This window comes from Sinomonas sp. T428B, assembly GCF_056780155.1.
In genome coordinates this window covers 471,749-491,660 of record NZ_JBRAZR010000001.1, presented here as the reverse complement: position 1 = coordinate 491,660, position 19,912 = coordinate 471,749, and the positions used below count along the sequence as shown (strand labels likewise).

Sequence of the window (19,912 nt, the reverse complement as noted above, 5' to 3'; positions counted from 1 at the left end):
TGGCCCGGCTGGACCGATCCGGCCTCGGCGGATGCCCTAGGCGCTCTTGTCTCCCCTGAAGATCCCGGCAATCCTCGACCCGAGGTCCTTCACGTTCTCCGCGACGTCGCCCGCGAGATCCTTCGCGTGCTGCCCCACGTCCCCTGAGAAGAACTCCTTGACGTTCTCGACGGCGTCCACCGTGAGCTCCTTGCCCTTCTCGACCGCCTCGCCCGCGAACTCCTTGGTCTTCTCGGGTGCCTCGCCGGCGAACTCGCGGATCTTCACTGCGGCCTCGCCGGCGAACTCCCGGCCCTTCTCGACCGCCTCGCCGGCGAACTCCTTGCCCTTCTCCACCGCGGCGTCGAATCCCTGCTTCGCACCCTCGGTGCCGTTGGTCTCGCTCATCGTTCCTCCTTGTGGGGCCGGTGTGGGCTCTTCTGGGAGCGCGAATATGCGTCTCCACGCATTCAACCTAGGCAGGCTCCTGCGGGCGAATCAAGGCTCATGACAGAGGCACGTCCCATCCCGCCAGAAGGGGTCAGCGAACCCGCTCTGTCCGGCTGAGCCGGGCTCGTGCGCCGGACGCGATGTGGACGAGGACCGGGGTGCGGATGCCCATGACGACCTCGAGGCTCGCCACGAGCCGCTCCGCCTCGGCGGCGAGGGAACCGGGATCGGCGCCCTGCCGCGCCACGATCTTCAGGCGCAGCGCGGTCCGCCCCTCGAAGCCGACCGCCGCGACCGAGGTGCCGAGGACGTCCTTGCGCTCGGCGAGGCCCGAGCGGAGGGCCTGCTCGATGGCGCTCGCTGCGATGCTCACGGTGCCGGGCACCTCCCCGTCGGCAAAGGAACCGTCCGGCCCCGCACCGCCGTCGGGCGGCGTGGCCGCGACCAGGTCCCGGCGCCCGCGGCCCTGCTCGGCCAGCCACCACACCATGAGGAGCGCGATCAGGACCGTCACGACCATCGCGCCGATCCACAGCCAGCTCACGCTCGTTCCGGGGACGCGCGCCCCCTCGAACACGCGCCCGACGGCGTGGGCCGCCTGAGACGCCCAGGCCCGCCACCACGTGGCGACGGCCGGGACGGCGGCTAGCAGCACGAGCAGAACTCCGGCGGCCAGCAGAACGAGCCCGGCCAGGAGGATGAGCACGCGGTTGAGCGTTCGCGGTGTTGCGTTCATGCCCCGACGACCCCCGTTCCCTCGACGCGGACGCGCAGCACGGGGTACGGGTCGGGCTGGAGCCGCACGAGCTCGTCCTCGACCGCGGCCAGCACATCCTCCGCCCGCACGGGGATGCCCGATGTCGGGCGGACGTTGACCACCGCCTCCCGCTCAGTGAGGACGACCCTGACCTGCTCCCGGCGCACGACGGCGGCGGTGCGCGCCCGCACGGCGAGGGCCGAGGCGAGCACCTCGTCGTCGACCACGACGGCGACCCGCCCGCCCGGGAGCGAGCGCCGGCCCCGGCGGCCCTGGCGCACGGCGAGGCCGACGAGGACGAGCCCGGCCATGGCGACGACGGCACCGACGAGGCCGAGGACGCCCCGATTCGTGCCCTCGGGCAGTCCGGCGACCGCGCGCGCGGCGGACTGGGGGTCGATGAGCCACGACGGCTGGCCGAGGGCCTGGAGCGTCGACTCGAGGAGGATGTAGGCGCACAGGGCGATCACGGCGAGGGCAACGAGGGCCGCCGTGGACGAGCGCGAGGAGGTCGTCTCGCGGCGGACCGCGGCGTCGAGGCCGTGCGGCGATGTGCTTCGGGCGACATGGTCAGCCATGGTGACCCCCTTCCGCGGGGACGGCCGGGCGCCGGTCCACAGTCCTCAGGCTAGGGCTGACCCGCACCCCGGAGACCCGCAGGTCCACGCGGCTAATGAGGGCCCCGCTGAGCGAGGCCACCGACTCGAGGATCTGGCCCTTCGCCCGAGCCGCGCGCTCCCACACGCTCCCGCCCCACGGGGCGAGATCCGCCGGAGAGCTGACCGACGCGAGCGGGGGCACCGCGACGGGCGTGACGAGGGACAGCGCGAGCAGGCCGGCGTCGTCCGCCCACTCCGCGCGCACGTCGGCGGGCTCGACGCCGAGCTCTGCCGCGGCGGCCGCGCGCGCGAGGGACGTGAGCGCCTGGGTGCTGACGCGATTGTGCCCCGCGAGCGGCGGCGAGGCGGCGGCCGGCGGCCGTCCCGGCGGCACGGGGATGGCGGGCCCGGTGCCGGCGTTCTCGGGGAGGCCGTTCACGACGACGAACGCCGGCCCGTCAGCGCCTCCCACACTCGGCGCAGGTCGAGCCTTCCCTCTGCGGCCCGGCCGAGGATCGCGCCGATGATGATGAACACGAGGGACCCCAGGAACCCCCCGATGCCGAACTGGAACGACATGAAGGCGAGGAACGCCCCTACTGCCATGCCCACGACCACCAGATTCACTGGACCTCGATTCCCGGCTTGCCGCCGTGGCGCGGCTCGCCGATGAAGACGTCGGCGATCTCGACGTTGACCTCGATGACCTGCAGGCCCGTGAGCCGCTCGACCGCGCGGTACACGGCGGCGCGGACCTGGTCGGCGAGCCGCTGGAGCGGCACGCCGTAGGAGGCCACGAGCGTCACGTCCACGGCCGCCTGCGTCTGCCCGACCTCGGCGCGCACGCCGGCGATGTGGTCGGGCTGCCCGACCGCGTCCCGGATCGCACCGAGCGCCCTGATTGGCGCCGTTCCGAGGGAGTGCACGCCGGGGACGTCGCGCGCGGCCGCCGCCGCGACCTTCGCGACGGCCGCCTCGTGGATCACCGTCCGCCCCGTCGCGTCCACCGAGAGGAGGGGATGCTCCGGCTCGGCGGCGTCCCCGGGCATGGCGCTCCTCTCGGGCACACCGCCCTCCGCGCCTGGTACCTGGACCACCCTGCACTCCCGTCGCCGTCGTCCGGCCGCGCCGAGCCCGTGCGCCTCGCGCACGGAGCGGGCCCCTTCACGCATGGAGGCGGACCCTTCCGCGGCTCTCGCGCTCTACCTTAGTACGGGCTCCCGGGCCCGCATCCTCTCCGCGCCGCTCGGGATCTTTCGTGCCGCATAACCCTGTGACAGCATGACGCTAGCCGTTTAACTCTTGGTGTCAGGCTGGCTGGGGAGCCCATGCCCGACGAAGGAGACAAGCATCAGTGGTGACCGGCCCAGCGCCCGCTCCGACGGGGCCGTCGGCCGGCGGCGGGTGGCTGATCGAGCACCTGGCCGCCGAGCCGCTGCCGCCTGAGGTCTTCGACCTCTTCCCGGACGCACTGCTCGCGCTCCTGGACGCCTATCTGCTCACCGCCCCGCCCGTGGCCTCCCCCGCGCTGGTCACCGTCGAGCTGCCCGCGCACGCGGGCGCGGCGGAGACTGCCGTCGTCGTCCTGCGCCCCGGCGCGCGGCCCGAGATCGCCCCGGGCCAGACTGTGGACCTCGGCGCCGCCCTCACCGTCCGGCTCTGGCTCACAGCGGGCGACGACGGGACGCTCCTCGCGGTGCTCGCCGTCGGCCGGGTGCCCCTCGGCGAGCCTCCACCGATTCCCCGGGCGCCCGTCGAGGCCTTCCCTTCCGCCCCTCCCCCGCCGCCGGCCATGGCACCGCCGCCGGCGATGGCGCCGCCACCTGCCATGGCGCCTCCTCCCGCCATGGCACCTCCTGCGCCACCGGCACCGCCGACCGCCGCGCCCAGCCCTCCCGCGCCCAGTCTGCCCACCGACAGCCTGCCCGCGCCGCGGCACGTGCCCGCGTGGCTCGCGGCGGGCATGCCCTCGGCCCTGAGGCCGGGCGAGCGGGCCGCGGTGAGGGTCCGCGTCTCGCGCGCCGAGCTCGGCCCGCTCGGCGACGAGGCGCATGCGAGCAGGAGCCTCCTGGGCCGCCCCGACCAGCCGCTCCGGGTCAAGCTGCGTCGCCGGAACCTCGGCGTCGTGCCCGGCACGCCCGACCGCCGCGAGGTCCCCTTCCCCGCCATGGACGAGGTCGTCACCTGCACGTTCGATGTCGTGGCCGGTCAGGAGGGCATCGCCGAGGCCGAGGTCGTGCTCGAGCAGGGGGCCTCGGCCATCCCGCTCGCGGTCGTGCGGCTCGCCGTGGCGGTCACGAACGACGCGCCGGAGCACGCCGGGCAGGCGGAGGCCGTCGCCGCCACCTCGGCCCCGGACCCGCGGCTCGCCGGCCTGCCTGTCCTGCGCGTGGACGAGGACCAGTTCGGCGACCGCTGGAGCCTCGAGTTCGACCTCACGCTCGGCGACGACCTCGTCACCCACTACGAGATCGCCCCCGAGGTGCCCAAGGACGCGTTCCTCGACGCGCTCTACGCGCGGATCGGCGAGGGCTGGGCTGCCTCGGGCCAGTCGCCGGCGGGCGGGGAGGCGGCGGACTTCGACGCCCGCCTCGCCGCCCTCGGCTCCGAGCTGGCCGAGGCGCTCATGCCCGAGGGGCTCCGCGCCGACCTCGACGCCGCGTGGGACCGGCTCGCCGGGCTTGCCGTGCTCAGCAGCGAGGGGCGCATCCCCTGGGAGCTCGCCCAGCTCTCCCGGCCCGGGGAGCCGGCCCGCTTCCTCGGCGAGACGGGGCTGGGCAGGTGGGTGTACGGCGTCGTGCATCCCCACCGGCTGCGCGTCCGCGCCGCGAGGAGCCGCTACCTCTGCCCCGCGTACACCGGCGAGCTCGCGTTGCCGCAGACCCCGCTCGAGGCCGAATTCCTCGCCGGGCTCGGCGCCTCTGCCCTCGAACCCGGCGACGCGGGCTCCCTCTCGAGCCTGCTCGCCGGGCGAGGGTTCGACCTCCTGCACTTCGGCGGGCACGGGGCCTCCGACGCCCAGGGTCAGCGGATCCTCCTGGCGGCGGCGGGGGCCTACCCGGCCGCCTCGCTCGCGACGGACTTCCCGCGCCGGGCGCCGGATCCCTCGGGCGAGCCGGGGCCCGTCGTCGTGCTCAACGCGTGCCGGCTCGCCGACGCGCCCCGCACCGGCGCCGAGGCCTTCGCGCCGGCGTTCCTTGCGGGCGGCGCCGGCGCGTTCATCGGCTGCCTCTGGAGCGTGGGCGACCGCCCGGCGCTGGGCTTCGCCGAGGCCTTCTACTCTGCGCTGCGCGGCGGCGAGACGGTTGCCTCGGCCGTACGCGCCGCGCGCCTCGCCGCGCGCGCCGCGGGGGACGCCTCGTGGCTCGCCTACACCGCCTATGCCCACCCGCTCGCGACGGTGGAGTTCGCGCCCTGACGCGTGCCGCCGTCGTCCGTGGCACCCCTCACGTCCCCCGTCCAACACCTGCCAGCACACGGAAGGACCGCCATGACCACCACCGCCACCGACCCGGGCGCGGCCCGGGGCTCCGGGCTGAGCGCCGAGGAGCTCGCCGCGCTGAAGCCGCATGTGATCAACCTGCGCCGCGGCTTGCTGTCCGAGGGGACAGGGGGCCCGGACGGCGAGTACTGGACCACGGCGGACGAGGTCCGCGCGATCTTCGAGACCCACCTGCCGGCCTTCCTCGCCGGGCGGCAGGGGCCCGTGCCGCTCCTGGTCAACGCCCATGGAGGCCTCGTCACGGAGGCCTCCGGGCTGCGAGCGGCCGCCTCCCGGATCCCGTGGTGGACGGCGAACGGCGTCTACCCGGTGTTCTTCGTGTGGGAGACGGGCCTCGTGAGCTCGCTCGCGGACGCCCTCGCCGGCTGGCTCGGCGGGAGCCGGGGGCCGGGCGACATCAAGGACCGCATCGTCGAGCTCGCCGCCCGGTTCGGGCAGGGCGAGCGCGTCTGGGGGCAGATGAAGGAGTACGCCCGCGCTGCGAGCGACGACGGCGGCGGCGCCTCGTTCTTCGCCGACCTGCTCGGGACGTTCATGACGGACAGGCCCGACGCGCTCACGGTGCACGCCGTCGGGCACAGCGCCGGGTCGATCTTCCACTCGCACTTCATCCCCACCGCGCTCAAGGCAGGGGTGCCGCGCGTCGAGACCGTGAGCCTGCTCGCCCCTGCCGTGCGGACCGACCTCTTCAAGGCCGCGCTCCTGCCCGAGGTCGACGCCGGGATCGGCAGGCTCTCGATGTTCACGATGACCGACGAGCTCGAGCGCGCCGACAACTGCGTCCGCGTGTACGGCAAGAGCCTGCTGTACCTCGTGCGGGCGGCGTTCGAGCCCGCCGTCGGCGACCCCATCCTCGGCCTGCAGGACTCCGTGCGGGCCGACGCCGAGCTGAACGAGTGGTTTGGGGCGCCCGGCTCCGGCTCCTCGGCCGAGGTCGTGTGGGCGCACGCGGACGAGGGGCCGTTCAGCAGCACCGACGCCTCGAGCCACGGGGCCTTCGACGACGATCCGGCCACCATGGAGTCCGTCATGCGGCGCATCCTGGGCAGGAAGGACATCCAGCCCATGCCGGCCGCCCGCGGCGTCGAGGCCCTGTGGCCCGCGCAGCCGCGAACCACGAGCCTCGACACGTGGCCGCGGACAGCCTCCAAGAAGGCCCTGTGTGTGGGCATCAACGCGTACGAGCGGCCCGACGACCGGCTCAACGGCTGCGTCGCCGATGCCGGGACGTGGGGCACCGAGCTCGAGAAGCTCGGCTTCGCGGTGCACGCGCTGACGGACGCGGAGGCCACGCGCGAGGGGATCCTGCTCAAGATCCTCGAGCTCGTCTCCACGAGCGCCGCCGGGGACACGCTCGTGGTCCAGTACGCGGGGCACGGCACGACGGCGCCGGACCTCGACGGCGACGAGGCCGCGACCGCGCAGGGCGGGAACCAGGAGGACGAGGCGCTGTGCCCTGTCGACTTCCGCTCGGGCGAGCTCATCCTCGACGACGACCTGGCCCGGATCTGGGACGTGCTGCCCGAGGGCGTCTCGCTCACGCTCTTCTTCGACTCATGCCACTCCGGGACCGCCCGGCGGAACGTCGTCTCGCCCGCGGAGCTCGACGCCGCCACGACGGCCCGGAGCCTCCCGCGCCGCGTCGTCCTGAGCGAGGAGGACCGCGAGCGGTTCCGGGCCCGCCGGGGGGCCGCCGGGGGCAGGGCGTCGGTGACGCGGACGACGGCGGGTGGGTCGCCGTCGTCGTCCGCTGACCGCTATCGGATGGCGCGGGAGGTGCAGTTCGCCGCATGCGCGCCGGACGAGCTCGCGTACGAGACGGCGGGCCACGGCGACTTCACCTCGAAGGCCGCACCGCTGCTTGCGGAGGCGGCGGAGAAGCTCACGAACGCGGAGTTCCTCGAGCGCGTGGCGGACGGCTTCGGCAACCGGCAACGTCCTGGCATCCACGCCTCCGAGGAGTGGCACGCCCGCCTCTTCCTGGGCGCGCCTGACGGTGCGCAGGCCCCCACCTCGGCGGCACAGGACCCCACCTCGGCGGCACAGGGCGCCATCTCGGCGGGGATGCGGGCGGACGATGCCGAGCTCGCGGCCCTCGACGCGGCCCTCACCGGGGAGGCGGCGGCCGCCGGACACCGTTCGGCCAAGGTCGCGGCGCTCCTGCGCGCGATCGCCGACGTGCTCGAGTAGTCCGGGACACGTTCCCGGAAAGCAGAAGGACCCCCACAGAGTGGGGGTCCTTCACGTGCTGGTGGCTCCGACCGGCGTCGATCCGGTGACCTTTCGATTTTCAGTCGAACGCTCTACCAACTGAGCTACAGAGCCTCGGTGATCGCTCACCGAAGGCAACGTGACCGTAAGCCATGTCGCCGAAGCGACCCTGACGGGACTTGAACCCGCGACCTCCGCCGTGACAGGGCGGCGCGCTAACCAACTGCGCTACAGGGCCTTGTTTGTTCCCGGGGCTTCCCCCGCTCACAAGACCTAAATCCTACCAGAGCCTCAGGCCCGGTCAAAATCAGCTCTTGCGAGTACCCCCAACGGGATTCGAACCCGTGTCGCCGCCGTGAAAGGGCGGTGTCCTAGGCCACTAGACGATGGGGGCGAGTGGACCCTCAAACTATAGGGCGGGCCGGCAGTACCACACAAATCGCTAAAGTGAGGTGCATGGACGCGGCGTGGATGGACGAGGACGAGTTCGAGGAGGCCGTCGATGCGGCCCTCGCGCAGATCCCCGATCGGATCGCGCGGCACATGGACAACGTCGCCGTCTTCATCGAGGACCGCTATGTGCCGGGCCCGCACGAGGACCCGGACACGGTCCTGCTCGGGCTCTATGAGGGCACCCCGCTGACCGAGCGCGACACCTGGTACGGCGCCGGCTCCCTCCCGGACCGGATCATGGTCTACCGCGAGCCCCTCCTCGAGATGTGCTCCTCGCGCGAGGAGGTCGTCGAGGAGATCCTCGTGACCGTGGTCCACGAGATCGCCCACCACTTCGGCATCGACGACGAGCGGCTCCACGAGCTGGGGTGGGGCTGACATGGGCCACGCACACGCGCACCACGGCCACGCTCATACTCACGGCCACAGCCACGGCGCGACGACCGCGACGGGGAGGCACCGGCGTCGTCTGCTCACGGTCCTCGGGATCACGCTCGCCGTCGTCGTCGTGCAGCTCGTGGCCGGATTCCTCTCCGGCTCGCTCGCGCTGCTCGCGGACGCCGGGCACATGTTCTCGGACGCCGCCGGGCTGGGGATCGCGCTCACGGCCGCGTGGATCGCCGGGCTGCCGGCCACCGACCAGCGAACGTTCGGCTTCCTGCGCGCCGAGGTGCTCGCGGCCCTCGCCAACGCGCTCGTGCTCATGGTGGTCGCCGTCGTGATCTGCATCGAGGCTGTCCAGCGGCTCGGTGGGGACCATGAGGTGCAGACGACGACGATGCTCGCCGGCGCGGTGCTCGGCGCCGTCGCGAACCTGACGGGGCTGCTCATCCTGCACGGCGCGCACCGGGAGAGCCTCAACGTCCGCGGGGCCTACCTTGAGGTGCTCGGAGACCTCCTGGGCTCGCTCGCGGTCATCGCCGCGGGAGTCGTGATCCTGACGACGGGCTGGGTGCAGGCGGACGCCGTCGCGTCGCTGCTCATCGCCGTGCTGATCGTGCCCCGCGCGTGGGCCCTCCTGCGGGACGTCGTCGACGTCCTGCTCGAGGCCACGCCGAAGGGCGTGAGCGTCGAGCGAATCCGCGAGCACATCCTCTCCGCGCCGGGCGTGGTGGACGTGCACGACATCCACGCGTGGACCATCACCTCGGGGATGCCGGCGTTCTCGGCGCATGTCGTGGTCGAGGACAGGCTGCTCGATGCCGAGGGCATGGACCGGGTCCTGGACCGGCTCGCCGCGTGCCTCGGGGAGCACTTCGACACCGAGCACTGCACGTTCCAGCTCGAGCCCGCCTCGCACCGCGACCACGAGCCCGACCAGCACGCCTGACAGGCCAGCCCGCCAGCGATACGATCGAGCCGTGACGCAGGTCACGATTGCCCGAGGCTCAGCGTCGGGATCCGGCGAACCGGGAAGCACCATGAAGACGAGTCGCAGACTTCACGCCGCCGCGGCGGCCCTGGCCCTGGCCCTGACGCTCAACGCCTGCGGTGACTCCGCTGGCGGCGGGCCGACGGCCAGCCCCACCGAAGTGGGCCTGAGGGACATCTCGGAGGGCGTCCAGCCGGACCCCAAGGCAGTGAGCCTGCTCCCCCAGTCGTACAAGGACAGGGGCGAGCTCACGGTCGCGATGGACCTGCACTACCCGCCGACCACGTTCCTGGCCGAGGACAACCAGACCCCGATCGGGCTCAACCCCGACATCGCCCGGCTCATCGCCAAGAAGCTCGACCTCAAGCTGAACTTCGCGGACACGAAGTTCGACACGATCATCCCGGGCCTCGACGGCGGCCGCTACGACTTCACCGCCACCACCATGTCCAAGACCGAGGAGCGGCTCAAGGTCCTGGACATGATCGACTACTTCAAGGCCGGCAACTCCGTGGCCGTGGCCGCCGGCAACCCGCAGAACCTCACCGTCGAGAACCTGTGCGGCAGGAACATCGCCGTCACCCAGGGCTCCACGGGCCAGCTGCTGCGCCTCCCCGCCCTCTCGGAGCAGACCTGCACCTCCAAGGGCCAGCCCGCGATCAATCCGGTGACGCTGCCCAACATCCAGGAGGCCCTGACCCAGCTGCACTCCAAGCGGATCGACGGCATCCTCTACGACACGACCTCGCTCGGGTGGGCCGCCAAGCAGCAGCCCGAGAGCTTCACCGTGATCGGCCGGGTCGAGGTCGGCTCGAGCGACGTGACGGCGATCGGCCTCAAGAAGAACTCGCCGCTCACCCCTGCCCTCCAGGCGGCGACCCAGTCGGTCCTGGACAGCCCGGAGTACAAGGAGGCCCTCGAGACCTGGGGCCTCGAGTCCGGAGCCATCACCGAAGCCAAACTCAACTAGGGCGCCTCGACGGGCATGGCCTAAGCATCAGGAAGTGAGGCGACGATGAGCGGCACGGACGCAGCCCTCAAGCCCCGGATCCGGCGTCGAACGCCAGCTGAATACGCGGGATGGGCCTTCGGCATCCTGGTCGGCATCGGGATCCTCTTCTCCGTCCTGACCAACCCCAACTTCAAGTGGCACGTCGTCGGGAGGTACTTCTTCGCCGAGTCGATCCTGCGCGGGCTCATGCTCACGATCTTCCTCACGGTCGCGAGCATGGCCCTCGGAACGCTGCTCGGCCTGGTCCTCGCGATCATGCGGTCGTCCAAGGTGAAGCCCGTCTCCATGGCAGCCGGGCTCTACATCACCCTGTTCCGGGGCACCCCGGTACTGGTCCAGCTGATCTTCTGGTTCAACATCGCGGCCCTCTACCCCGACCTGACGATCGGGATCCCGTTCACCGACATCGGCGTGGCGGTCGACGTCAATGCACTCATGGGGCCGATCACGGCTGCCCTCGTCGGCCTGACCCTGAACGAGGCCGCCTACATGGCCGAGATCATCCGCGGCGGCTTCTCCGCCGTGGGCAAGGGCCAGATCGAGGCCGCGGACTCCCTCGGGATGAGCGAGAGCATGAAGATGCGCAAGGTCATCATCCCCCAGGCCATGCCCTCGATCATCCCGGCCACGGGCAACCAGGTCATCGGCATGTTCAAGGAGACCTCGCTCGTGAGCGTCCTAGGTGTCGCCGAGCTGCTGCAGAGCGCGCAGCTGATCTACGCCCGCACCTTCGAGACCATCCCGCTGCTGATCGTGGCCAGCCTCTGGTACCTCGTCATGACGCTCCTGCTGAGCTACCCGCAGTCCAAGCTCGAGCAGAGGTACGCGCGGGCGACGGCGCCCCTCCCCCGCAAGATGAAGGGCGTTCAGCTCACGGACACCGAAGGGGCGGCCCGGTGATTCCGGACGGAATGCCTGTCTGCAGTTAGCCGGTTGGGCTGCAGTTAGCCGGTTTGGTCAGGGCGCGAGCATCGGGCCGAAGGCGGCGCGGTCCTTGAGCCGCTCGTCCTCGCGGTCCGGGACGACCATGATGGGGCCCTTCGCATGGTGCAGGACGCCATCCGTCGTCGATCCGAGGAGCATGCCCGTGAACCCACCGCGGCCGCGCGTGCCGAGCACGAGGAGCTCGACGGTGCGGCTTACGCCGACGAGGACATCGACGGGCGGGCCGTCGAGGAGGCTCGTCTGGACCTCGAGCCGCGGGAAGTGGCTCTGGAGCCAGGCCGTGCCTGCCTTGAGCTGGGAGCGGATGTCCTCGAAGAGCTGCTCGCGGTCGATCGGGGCGGGCACCCACGCGAGGCTCCCGCTGAACTGCGGGACGGCGCACACGATCCGCAGGGGCATGCCCAGGAGCATGGCCTCCTCGGCCGCGGCGAGCACCGCGACGCGTGCCTGCTCCGAGCCGTCGACGCCGACGGCCACGACGCGCTCGAGCTCGCTCGGACCCTCCTTGGCCTGCTCCGCGAGCACGTGCTTGTCCTCGACCTTCTCGCCGATGCGCTCGGCGTAGCGCAGCGGGACGGTCACGGTCGCGCAGTGCGCGTGGGCGGGCAGGGCGCTCGAAACCGAGCCCAGGAGCCGGCCCACGAAGCCGCCACGGCCGCGCGTGCCGAAGACGAGGAGCTCGGCGGCCTTGGAGAACTCGAGGAGCACGCCCGAGGCGTCGCCGGACTCGACGGACGAGGTGACCTCGACGCCGTCGAGCGGCCCGAGCCCGTCGAGGGCCTCCTTGAGGACCGCCTCGGCGCCGTCGCGGATCACCGTGTCGTCGAAGGTCGCGTAGCCGCCGTCGAGGCCCGACGCGGCGAAGAGCGGGACGCTGTATGCGGTCACGACGTGGAGTGAGGTGCCCCGGCGCCCGGCCTCCCGCGCGGCCCATTTGAGCGCGCAGTTGCCATGCTCGGAGCCGTCGACGCCCACGACGATCCCGGTCGGAAGATCCGCATCCTCGGGGCCGTTTCCGGCCGTGCCGTCCTGCGGGTGGAGCTGGTCTGCCATGGCTGCCTCCTCGACTCGCTGCGAGCCTAACACCAGGCCCCTCAGCTTCCATGGTGGACCGTTTCCCGGGCGGGTCAACCCTCAAGATCGCTGGGCTCTGGGGCACTTCCACGGGGCTGCCACAGGGTCTCGTCAGCCCTCTTACGAAAGCCCTCGGAGGGCCCGTGAGTCGCCTACCCATGGGGGTGGGTTTTTCTGTAGGGTTCAACACGTTGCCGCCGCGCACCGGCTCTTGTTCAAGGTGGGGCGCGCTGGCAGCTGTGACCTGCAAGCCGCTGGGGGGCTACGCGAGCAGCACCACATCCAGTCCGTCTCGCCGGAAGGAACACGCTCGTGCCGACGCCCCGCTCCGAGGACCTGCCTGCGTCCCTCCCTCACGGCGAGTCGACGGCAGCGGTCGTGATCGGCACAGGCCTCTCGGGCCTCGCCGTGGCCGCCGAGCTCAACCGGCACGGCGTCCCAGCCACCACCCTGGGCGGCCTCGAGAGCGCCTCGCCGAGCACGGCGACGAGCCCCCTGCGGGTCGCCGACCTCTCGAGCGCCGAGTCGGCCGAGTACCTCGACGTCCTGCGGCACGTGCGCAAGTACGCCGTCAGCCACGCGCTCGACGTGCGCCACCACGTCCACGCCCGGCACCTCGCGCTCGTCGAACCGGCGGAGTCGGGAGATCGCGGGACCGTCCGCTGGGCGGTCAGGACGGACGACGGCGTGCTGTTCGCCGACGCCGTCGTGCTCACCCGCTGCGCGCACAACCAGCTGCGGCGCTTCCTCGCGGACCTCGGCTACTCCCTCGGCGAGAACCTCATGGCGGCGCTCGCGGAGATCGGGCTCTACCTCATCGGCGTCGCCGAGCTCGAGGCCCCCACCACCCGCGACCTCGTCCGTCAGGCCAAGTCCGTCGGGGCCGAGGTGGCCGGCCGCATCGCCGGGCTCTCGGCCGACGGCCGGGATGGCGGCTCGGGCGGTCCCGACGGCGGCGAGCGCCGGACGGCCTGAGCGAGCCCTAGCTAGGAGACCGCTGAAGAATTGGGTTGGCCCGTAGTCCGGGCTGGGAGCCGTAGCCGGTGCTGTGAGCAATTCCGGGGGCTCGCCGCAGTTCCCCAGCTTTAGGCTTCAAGTCCAACCGGCACGGAGTCCCGGCCCCGTCATCCCGCGGCCCCTGCTCGAATGATGGGGAGGTCCCGCGGTAAAGCTGGGGAGCTTCGGCGCGCCATCAGGCTCCCGGAGGATTCAATAGGCCCGGGCGCGAGTCCCTTCCCGCTCACGCAGGAGCGGGCAACAGGCCCGAATCCTTCAGCAGCCTCCTAGGACTCGTCCCCCGCCCGCAGCCGACGGCGTGCGCCCCAGCCGAGGGCCGCGAGCAGCGCGACCGCGACGATCGCGAAGACGATGATCAGCCACGGGACATCCTGGGAGGGTGCCCGGGACGCGGGGGCCGGCGTGGCCGTGGCACCGGGCTCGGCGCTCTGGATGGCGGGGCCCGAGACGCCCGGCGAGCCGGAGGCAGCCGGGGAGGCGGCCGGCGTCGTGCTTCCCTCGGCGACCGTGAAGCCGAAGGTGCCCTCGATGGGGTGCGAGTCCGAGCTGACCACGCGCCACACCACCGTGTACGCGCCGGCGGGGGCGCCCGCACGGAGCGGCTGGTGGACGCTGCGGTCCACAACCTCGGGCGCGCCCTCCGACCACGATGCCCCGGAAGCGTCAGTGACCCGGACCTCGACGCCGACCCCGAGCGGGCGGTTGCTGAAGTCGAGCCGGACCTCGGACGGCGCCGCCTGCAGCGTCTGGCCCGACGCGGGAGCCGAGCCCTCGAGCGCGTCGTGGGCCATCGCGGGGCCCGCCGGAGCGAGGAGCACGAGCGCACCCGTGAGCACGGCCGAGGCCAGAATCGCGAGGAGCGACGGGAGGGCCAGGACGGGGCGGAGCCGCGTGAGGAGATGCATCACACCAGCCTAGATTTCGACCGCCTGTAGAAACAACTGGACAGTAGGATTGACCGCGCGGCCGCCCCGGCGCGCTGCCCTCCCCGTTCTTCCCCGCCACCTGCCCCAGGAGAAGCCATGGCATCGGCCCTGGACCGCTATTTCAAGATCAGCGAACGCGGTTCCTCGATCAGCCGCGAGATCCGCGGCGGTCTCGCAACGTTCTTCGCGATGAGCTACATCGTGGTCCTCAACCCGCTCATCCTCGCCGGCGCCGACTCGGCCGGGGACACGCTCGGGATCCCGCGCGTCGCCGCGGCGACCGCGCTCGTCGCCGGCATCCTGACCATCACCATGGGCCTGTGGGCCAAGCACCCCTTCGCGATCGCGACGGGCCTCGGCGTCAACGCGTTCCTCGCCGTCACGGTCGCGACCCACCCCGGCGCGACGTGGCGGGACATGATGGGCCTCGTCCTCGTCGCGGGCGCGGTCATGTTCGTCCTCGTGCTCACGGGGTTCCGGACGGCCGTGTTCAGGGCGGTGCCCGAGGGGCTCAAGACGGCGATCGTCGTCGGCATCGGCATCTTCATCGCGCTCATCGGGCTCGTCAACGCCGGGTTCGTGCGCCGCATCCCCGACGCGGCCGGCACCACCGTGCCGCTCGGCCTGGGCGAGGGCGGACGTCTCCTGGGCTGGCCCACGCTCGTGTTCGTCGTGGGCCTCGTCCTCACGATCGCCCTCATCATCCGCCGGGTCCCCGGCGCCCTGCTCATCGGCATCCTCGCCGCGACCCTGCTCGCGAACGTCCTCGAGCTCGTGTTCCGGATCGGGCCGTCCGTCGCGCCCGGGCAGGAGCCGAACCCCGCGGGCTGGTCCCTCGTCGTGCCCGGCCTCGGGACGGTCGCGCCCGTGGACCTGAGCCTCATCGGGCAGGCGGACCCCGTGGGGGCCTTCACCAACCTTGGCGTGCTCGGGGCCTCGATCATGGCGTTCGTGATCCTGCTGAGCATCTTCTTCGACGCGATGGGCACGATGGTCGGCCTCGCCCGCGAGGCAGGGAGCATGGGCCCCGACGGGCAGATCCCGAACGTGGACCGCGTGCTCCTCGTCGACGCGTTCGGCGCGATCGCCGGCGGCGGCTCCTCGATCTCCTCGAACCAGATCTTCGTCGAGTCCGGCGCGGGCATCGGCGAGGGCGCACGGACGGGCCTCGCATCGGTCGTGACGGGCGTCCTGCTCCTGCTCGCGATGTTCCTCACGCCGCTCATCAACCTCGTGCCGTTCGAGGCGGTGGCCCCGGCGCTCGTCGTCGTCGGGTTCCTCATGTTCCAGCAGGTCGCCCGGATCGACTGGAAGGACCTCGGGATCGCGATCCCTGCGTTCCTCACGATCGGCCTCATGCCGTTCACGTACTCGATCGCCAACGGCCTCGGCGCGGGCTTCGTCTCCTACGTCCTCGTCCGCGCCTTCCAGGGCCGCGCCCGCGAGGTGCATCCGATCATGTGGGCCGTCGCCGCCGCCTTCCTGCTCTTCTTCGGCATCGGGCCTGTCGAGGAGCTGCTCGGGCTGTAGTCCGGGATTCCGGACCGCTCCTCCCCTGGGCCCTTCCGCGGCACGTGCCCGATGCTGTGTGCTGGGAGCATGAGCCCTGCCCCCGTCTCCCAGATCCCCTTCACCCCCTGGACTGGCCGCCACGACGGCGACTCCGCCGAGCACCGGCGCTGGTGGCAGGCCGTCCGGGAGCACACGCCGAACGCCCTCGCCGAGGCGGTGGCGCGCGCCTGGGACGGGGTCCCGGACGGCCGCGGCGCGGGGACGCACGACGCCGGCGGGCCGGGCCGCGCGGGCGGGGCACCCGCCGTCGTGCGCGCCCCCGCGGTGCTCGTGGGCTTCTCCTCGGACGAGGGCGTGCGGCGGAACAAGGGCCGCATCGGCGCCGCCTCCGGGCCCGCGGCGATCCGCTCAGCGCTGGGCCCGCTCGCGTTCCACCTCGACCGCGAGGTGTTCGACGCCGGAGATGTCGCCGTGCCGATGAGCTTCAACGACTCCGCCGGGCCGCTCGAGGAGGGCCAGGAGCGCTTCGGCGGGCTCGTCGCCTCGCTGCTCGACGCGGGCGCGCTCACGATCGGGCTCGGCGGCGGGCACGAGACCGCCTTCGCGAGCTACCTCGGGGTGGCGGGCTCGCAGCGCACGGGCGGCGCCCGCGTCGGCGTGCTCAACCTCGACGCGCACTTCGACCTGCGGGACGAGGAGCTGCCCAGCTCGGGCACCCCGTTCCTGCAGATGGCCCGCGCCGAGGCCGCCGAGGGGCGCACGCTCGACTACGCCGTCGTCGGGATCTCGCGGCCCGGCAACACGCGCGCCCTGTTCGAGCGCGCCGACGAGCTCGGCGTCCGCTACCTCCTCGACGAGTACACGACGCGCGAGACAGCGGAGTCGTTCGTCGAGGACTTCCTTGCCGACCTCGACGCCGTGTACCTCACGATCGACCTCGACGTCCTCCCGGCGGCCGTCGCCCCCGGAGTCTCGGCCCCCGCGGCCCTCGGCGTGCCGCTCGAGGTGATCGTCGCCGTCGTGCGCCGGGTCGTGGCGAGCGGCAAGCTCCTGCACGCGGACCTCGCCGAGCTGAACCCGGCCCTCGACATCGACGGGCGCACGGCCCGCGTCGCGGCGCGGCTCGTGGACACGCTGCTGGGCTGAGGCCCACCTGCACACCGCACCGCCAGCACTGCGTCAGTGCTGGCGGTGCGTGCATTCCGGCCGGCCATCGGGCGCGGGCCTGCCTTTCGCGAAGGTCAGCGGCCCCCGCCGATCACCCCCTTCTCGACGGCCTTGGCCGCGCCGTCAGCCTCGGCCTGAGTCAGGGTGCCGTTGGCGACGGCGGCATCGAGGCGGGTCTTGAGGGCAGCCGCCCGCTCGGCCTGGCGCTGCGCCTGGATCTCGTCGAGGGCCGTCTGGACCGTGGCCTGGTCGACGCCGAGCGTCTGGGCCAGGGAGGCCGCGAGCGCGGACTCGAGTGCGGCGCGGTCGGGCCTGGTCCCGGTGTGGGCCGCCGACGAGGGCTTGTTGGCCTCGCGGTAGGACTTGAGGGCATCCTTCACCTTTGCCTCGTCCACGCCGAGCTTGCTGGCGAGCTCCGCGGCGTTGACGCCGAAGACCCCGAACCCGTGGCCGCCCCTGCCCTTGCCGTCGGTCGCCGGGCCGTCCTCTGGTGCCGAGGCGTCGGTGCTCACGCTCACGCTGGCCGACGGCGTCGGCGCGGGTGTCGTGGCCGCGTTGGCCGCTCCCGCGGCCCCGAGCCCCACGCTGAGCGCCACGGCGCTGGCCGCCAGGCCCAGGGCGATCTTCTTCTTCTCGATCATGTCTTCTCCTCGGATCTCGCGTCCCACCGGCTGCTGGGCAGCCGGGTCAATGGGCGGTACCCAGTCAGGATCGAGACGGAAGATAGGGAGGCACTTTGGGGAACCTGTCGAGCGGCTGTGAAGCCAGGAGCGGCGGCGTTGCCGGGCCACCGAACGTTGACGGCCGCCCGAGGAACGGCGAAGGGGTCCGCACCTGTTCGGTGCGGACCCCCTCCCGGTTGCGAGCGTCTGCAGACGCTGCCGCCGACGGCCGCTTGTCAGGCCCGGCGGACGAGCACGCCCTCGGACTTGAGGAAGAGCTGGCGCTCCTGCCTCGATGCGGGGACGATCCACAGGACGTTCCCGCTCAGCGAGACCTCCTCGACCTCGCCGCTGGCGATGACCTGTGCGTGGCGGACGATCTCCACCGCGTCACCTGCCCGGAGCACCCCCCAGTTCTCAACCGGCGCCTGATGCGCTCCGCGCCTCGTGAGAACTGCTCCTCGTGCCTTCATGTAGACGTCACTCCTTTGTGGTGTCTGCGTGCTGAATATTGCGGTTCTGGTGGATCACTCTGCCCCCAGACAAGTCCCGACTGTGGGATTTGTCATAGTGACACTCCCTTTCTATCGTGTCCGCGAGGCCTCCGCTATGTGGAGGCTGACGAGGAACGGCAGAAAGTGCTGTGCAGTAGGCCAACGACTTACTGACACAGTGTCACGAAAGGGGTCAGCGAAGGCCGCCGACGGCGTCGTTCACCGCGGCGAGGAGCTCGCCAGAGGCGAGCACGCGGTCCGCCTCCTCGAGTTCCGGGGACATGAACCGGTCGGTGCCCGGCCCCTGGACCGTCCGGCGGAGCACCTCGAGGGCCGCGGCGCCGCCCGGGCCGGGGACCAGCGCGCCGTCGGACATCGCAGTGCGGATGTCAATGGCGCGGGCCGCCGTGACGAGCTCGATCGCGAGGACGCGGCGCAGGTTCTCCACGGCCTTGCGGAGCTTGCGTGCCGCATGCCAGCCCATCGAGACGTGGTCCTCCTGCATGGCCGAGCTCGGGATCGAGTCCACGGACGCGGGCACTGCGAGGCGCTTGCAGTCCGAGACGAGGCCGGCCTGCGTGTACTGGGCGATCATGAGGCCCGAGTCCACGCCCGGATCGTCGGCGAGGAAGGCCGGCAGGCCGTGCGAGCGGGCCGGGTCGAGCATGCGGTCGGTGCGGCGCTCCGCGATCGAGGCCAGGTCGGCGACGGCGATCGCGAGGAAGTCGAGCACGTACGCGACCGGCGCCCCGTGGAAGTTGCCGTTCGAGCTCACGCGCCCGTCCGGCAGCACAACCGGGTTGTCGATCGCGGCCTCGAGCTCGCGCTCGGCCACGGTCGCGGCATGCGCGATCGTGTCCCGGACGGCGCCGGAGACCTGCGGGGCGCAGCGCAGCGAGTACGCGTCCTGGACGCGCGAGTCGCCCTCCTTGTGCGAGGCCACAATAGCCGAACCGGCGAGGACGGCGAGCATGTTCGCGGCCGCGTCGGCCTGGCCCGGGTGCGGCCGCAGCGGTGTGTGCAGCTCGGGCAGGAACACCTGGTCCGTGCCCATGAGCCCGTCGATGGAGAGCGCGGCCGTGACGTCCGCGGTCTTCACGAGCTGGCCGAGGTCGTGCAGGGCCAGGAGCAGCATGCCGAGCATGCCCTCCGTCCCGTTGACCAGCGCGAGGCCCTCCTTCTCCGCGAGGGTGATCGGCGCGATGCCCGCCTCGGCGAGCAGCTCCGCCGTCGGGCGCTGGACGCCGTCGGGGCCGACGGCCTCGCCCTCGCCCATGAGCACGAGCGCCACGTGGGACAGCGGCGCGAGGTCGCCCGAGCAGCCGAGCGAGCCGAACTCGCGCACGACAGGCGTGATGCCCGCGTTGAGCAGCTTGACGAAGGTCTCGAGGACCACGGGGCGCACGCCCGTGCGACCCGAGGCGAGGGTCTTGGCGCGCAGAAGCATGAGGGCCCGGACCACTTCGCGCTCGACGGCCGGTCCCATGCCGGCCGCGTGCGAGCGGATGAGCGACTTCTGCAGCTGGGTGCGCTTCTCCTGCGGGATGTGCAGGGTCGCGAGCGCGCCGAAGCCGGTCGAGATGCCGTACGCGGGGGTCTCGGAGGCGGCGAGCTCCTCGACGTGGGCGCGGACGCGGGCGACGGCGTCGAGCGCCTCGGGCGCGATGCTCACCCTCGCGCCGTGGCGGGCGACGGCGACGACGTCCGCGGGCGTGAGGCCGTGGGTCGAGAGGGTGACCTCGGTGGGGAGGTGGGTCTCGGGGGATGCGGTGAGGGTCAT

The 19,912-nt window shown here is 72.3% G+C and carries 20 protein-coding genes and 3 tRNA genes; 9 read left to right on the top strand and 14 right to left on the bottom strand.

The features are described 5' to 3' along the window. Positions 1–36 precede the first annotated feature (36 nt). From ACUYMY_RS02280 to ACUYMY_RS02255, 6 genes are all read right to left on the bottom strand, one after another. A complete protein-coding gene (locus ACUYMY_RS02280; RefSeq protein ID WP_481702023.1) occupies positions 37–387 on the bottom strand; it encodes a hypothetical protein in 351 nt (116 codons plus the stop codon). Positions 388–520: 133 nt separating this feature from the next. After that, on the bottom strand, positions 521–1,165 hold the full coding sequence (locus ACUYMY_RS02275) for a hypothetical protein (RefSeq protein WP_481702022.1): 645 nt from the start codon (positions 1,163–1,165) through the stop codon (positions 521–523). Beyond that, positions 1,162–1,764 carry a hypothetical protein gene (locus ACUYMY_RS02270; RefSeq protein ID WP_481702021.1) on the bottom strand — a complete coding sequence of 201 codons (603 nt, stop codon included), beginning with the start codon at positions 1,762–1,764 and terminating at the stop codon, positions 1,162–1,164. Before ACUYMY_RS02270 ends, ACUYMY_RS02275 begins: the two co-directional genes overlap by 4 nt. Then, positions 1,757–2,257: a hypothetical protein gene (locus ACUYMY_RS02265; RefSeq protein WP_481702020.1), complete on the bottom strand. Its 501-nt coding sequence runs from the start codon at positions 2,255–2,257 to the stop codon at positions 1,757–1,759. The genes ACUYMY_RS02270 and ACUYMY_RS02265 overlap by 8 nt, the downstream gene beginning before the upstream one ends. Beyond that, positions 2,221–2,412: a hypothetical protein gene (locus ACUYMY_RS02260; RefSeq protein ID WP_481702019.1), complete on the bottom strand. Its 192-nt coding sequence runs from the start codon at positions 2,410–2,412 to the stop codon at positions 2,221–2,223. The genes ACUYMY_RS02265 and ACUYMY_RS02260 overlap by 37 nt, the downstream gene beginning before the upstream one ends. Then, a complete protein-coding gene (locus ACUYMY_RS02255; protein WP_481702018.1) occupies positions 2,409–2,834 on the bottom strand; it encodes an Asp23/Gls24 family envelope stress response protein in 426 nt (141 codons plus the stop codon). Before ACUYMY_RS02255 ends, ACUYMY_RS02260 begins: the two co-directional genes overlap by 4 nt. Before the next feature lie 308 nt (positions 2,835–3,142). Here ACUYMY_RS02255 and ACUYMY_RS02250 point away from each other — a divergent pair, with 308 nt between their 5' ends. Together ACUYMY_RS02250 and ACUYMY_RS02245 are read left to right on the top strand one after the other, a co-directional pair. Next, a complete protein-coding gene (locus tag ACUYMY_RS02250) occupies positions 3,143–5,203 on the top strand; it encodes a CHAT domain-containing protein (RefSeq protein ID WP_481702017.1) in 2,061 nt (686 codons plus the stop codon). 72 nt (positions 5,204–5,275) lie between these two features. Beyond that, positions 5,276–7,477 carry a caspase family protein gene (locus ACUYMY_RS02245; protein ID WP_481702016.1) on the top strand — a complete coding sequence of 734 codons (2,202 nt, stop codon included), beginning with the start codon at positions 5,276–5,278 and terminating at the stop codon, positions 7,475–7,477. A 59-nt stretch (positions 7,478–7,536) separates the two neighbouring features. Here ACUYMY_RS02245 and ACUYMY_RS02240 read toward each other — a convergent pair. From ACUYMY_RS02240 to ACUYMY_RS02230, 3 genes are all read right to left on the bottom strand, one after another. After that, positions 7,537–7,612 (bottom strand) — tRNA-Phe (locus ACUYMY_RS02240). A gap of 50 nt (positions 7,613–7,662) precedes the next feature. Beyond that, a tRNA-Asp gene (locus ACUYMY_RS02235) sits at positions 7,663–7,736 on the bottom strand. 83 nt (positions 7,737–7,819) lie between these two features. After that, positions 7,820–7,892 (bottom strand) — tRNA-Glu (locus ACUYMY_RS02230). A gap of 62 nt (positions 7,893–7,954) precedes the next feature. On the opposite strand from ACUYMY_RS02230, the gene ACUYMY_RS02225 reads away from it, so the two are divergent. The 4 genes from ACUYMY_RS02225 to ACUYMY_RS02210 all read left to right on the top strand — a co-directional run bounded on the left by ACUYMY_RS02225 (position 7,955) and on the right by ACUYMY_RS02210 (position 11,235). Further along, the gene (locus ACUYMY_RS02225) at positions 7,955–8,329 is read left to right on the top strand and encodes a metallopeptidase family protein (RefSeq protein WP_481702015.1); all 375 of its coding nucleotides are present in this window, start codon (positions 7,955–7,957) and stop codon (positions 8,327–8,329) included. Between the two features lies 1 nt (position 8,330). Further along, positions 8,331–9,281, top strand: coding sequence for a cation diffusion facilitator family transporter (locus ACUYMY_RS02220; protein WP_481702014.1), 951 nt, complete (start codon positions 8,331–8,333; stop codon positions 9,279–9,281). Between the two features lie 91 nt (positions 9,282–9,372). Beyond that, on the top strand, positions 9,373–10,293 hold the full coding sequence (locus ACUYMY_RS02215) for an ABC transporter substrate-binding protein (RefSeq protein ID WP_481702013.1): 921 nt from the start codon (positions 9,373–9,375) through the stop codon (positions 10,291–10,293). A gap of 45 nt (positions 10,294–10,338) precedes the next feature. Continuing rightward, complete coding sequence (locus ACUYMY_RS02210) at positions 10,339–11,235, top strand: amino acid ABC transporter permease (RefSeq protein ID WP_481702012.1); 897 nt, start codon at positions 10,339–10,341, stop codon at positions 11,233–11,235. Positions 11,236–11,292: 57 nt separating this feature from the next. Here the strand turns inward: ACUYMY_RS02210 and ACUYMY_RS02205 are convergent, their stop codons facing one another. Then, complete coding sequence (locus tag ACUYMY_RS02205; RefSeq protein ID WP_481702011.1) at positions 11,293–12,333, bottom strand: universal stress protein; 1,041 nt, start codon at positions 12,331–12,333, stop codon at positions 11,293–11,295. A gap of 333 nt (positions 12,334–12,666) precedes the next feature. Here ACUYMY_RS02205 and ACUYMY_RS02200 point away from each other — a divergent pair, with 333 nt between their 5' ends. After that, entirely contained in the window at positions 12,667–13,329 is a 663-nt protein-coding gene (locus ACUYMY_RS02200; protein WP_481702010.1) for an FAD-binding protein, read from the top strand. Between the two features lie 308 nt (positions 13,330–13,637). Here ACUYMY_RS02200 and ACUYMY_RS02195 read toward each other — a convergent pair whose 3' ends face one another. Beyond that, the gene (locus tag ACUYMY_RS02195; RefSeq protein WP_481702009.1) at positions 13,638–14,276 is read right to left on the bottom strand and encodes a copper resistance CopC family protein; all 639 of its coding nucleotides are present in this window, start codon (positions 14,274–14,276) and stop codon (positions 13,638–13,640) included. Positions 14,277–14,393: 117 nt separating this feature from the next. Between ACUYMY_RS02195 and ACUYMY_RS02190 the strand changes: the two genes are divergently transcribed. Further along, positions 14,394–15,827, top strand: a complete 1,434-nt coding sequence (locus tag ACUYMY_RS02190) for an NCS2 family permease (RefSeq protein WP_481702008.1) — start codon at positions 14,394–14,396, stop codon at positions 15,825–15,827. Between the two features lie 69 nt (positions 15,828–15,896). After that, positions 15,897–16,955: a formimidoylglutamase gene (hutG, locus tag ACUYMY_RS02185; RefSeq protein WP_481702007.1), complete on the top strand. Its 1,059-nt coding sequence runs from the start codon at positions 15,897–15,899 to the stop codon at positions 16,953–16,955. Positions 16,956–17,050: 95 nt separating this feature from the next. On the opposite strand, the gene ACUYMY_RS02180 is transcribed toward hutG, so the two are convergent. From ACUYMY_RS02180 to hutH, 3 genes are all read right to left on the bottom strand, one after another. After that, positions 17,051–17,617, bottom strand: coding sequence for a hypothetical protein (locus ACUYMY_RS02180; protein ID WP_481702006.1), 567 nt, complete (start codon positions 17,615–17,617; stop codon positions 17,051–17,053). A gap of 257 nt (positions 17,618–17,874) precedes the next feature. Then, complete coding sequence (locus tag ACUYMY_RS02175; RefSeq protein ID WP_481702005.1) at positions 17,875–18,024, bottom strand: hypothetical protein; 150 nt, start codon at positions 18,022–18,024, stop codon at positions 17,875–17,877. Positions 18,025–18,325: 301 nt separating this feature from the next. Beyond that, on the bottom strand, positions 18,326–19,912 hold the full coding sequence (gene hutH / locus ACUYMY_RS02170; protein WP_481702004.1) for a histidine ammonia-lyase: 1,587 nt from the start codon (positions 19,910–19,912) through the stop codon (positions 18,326–18,328).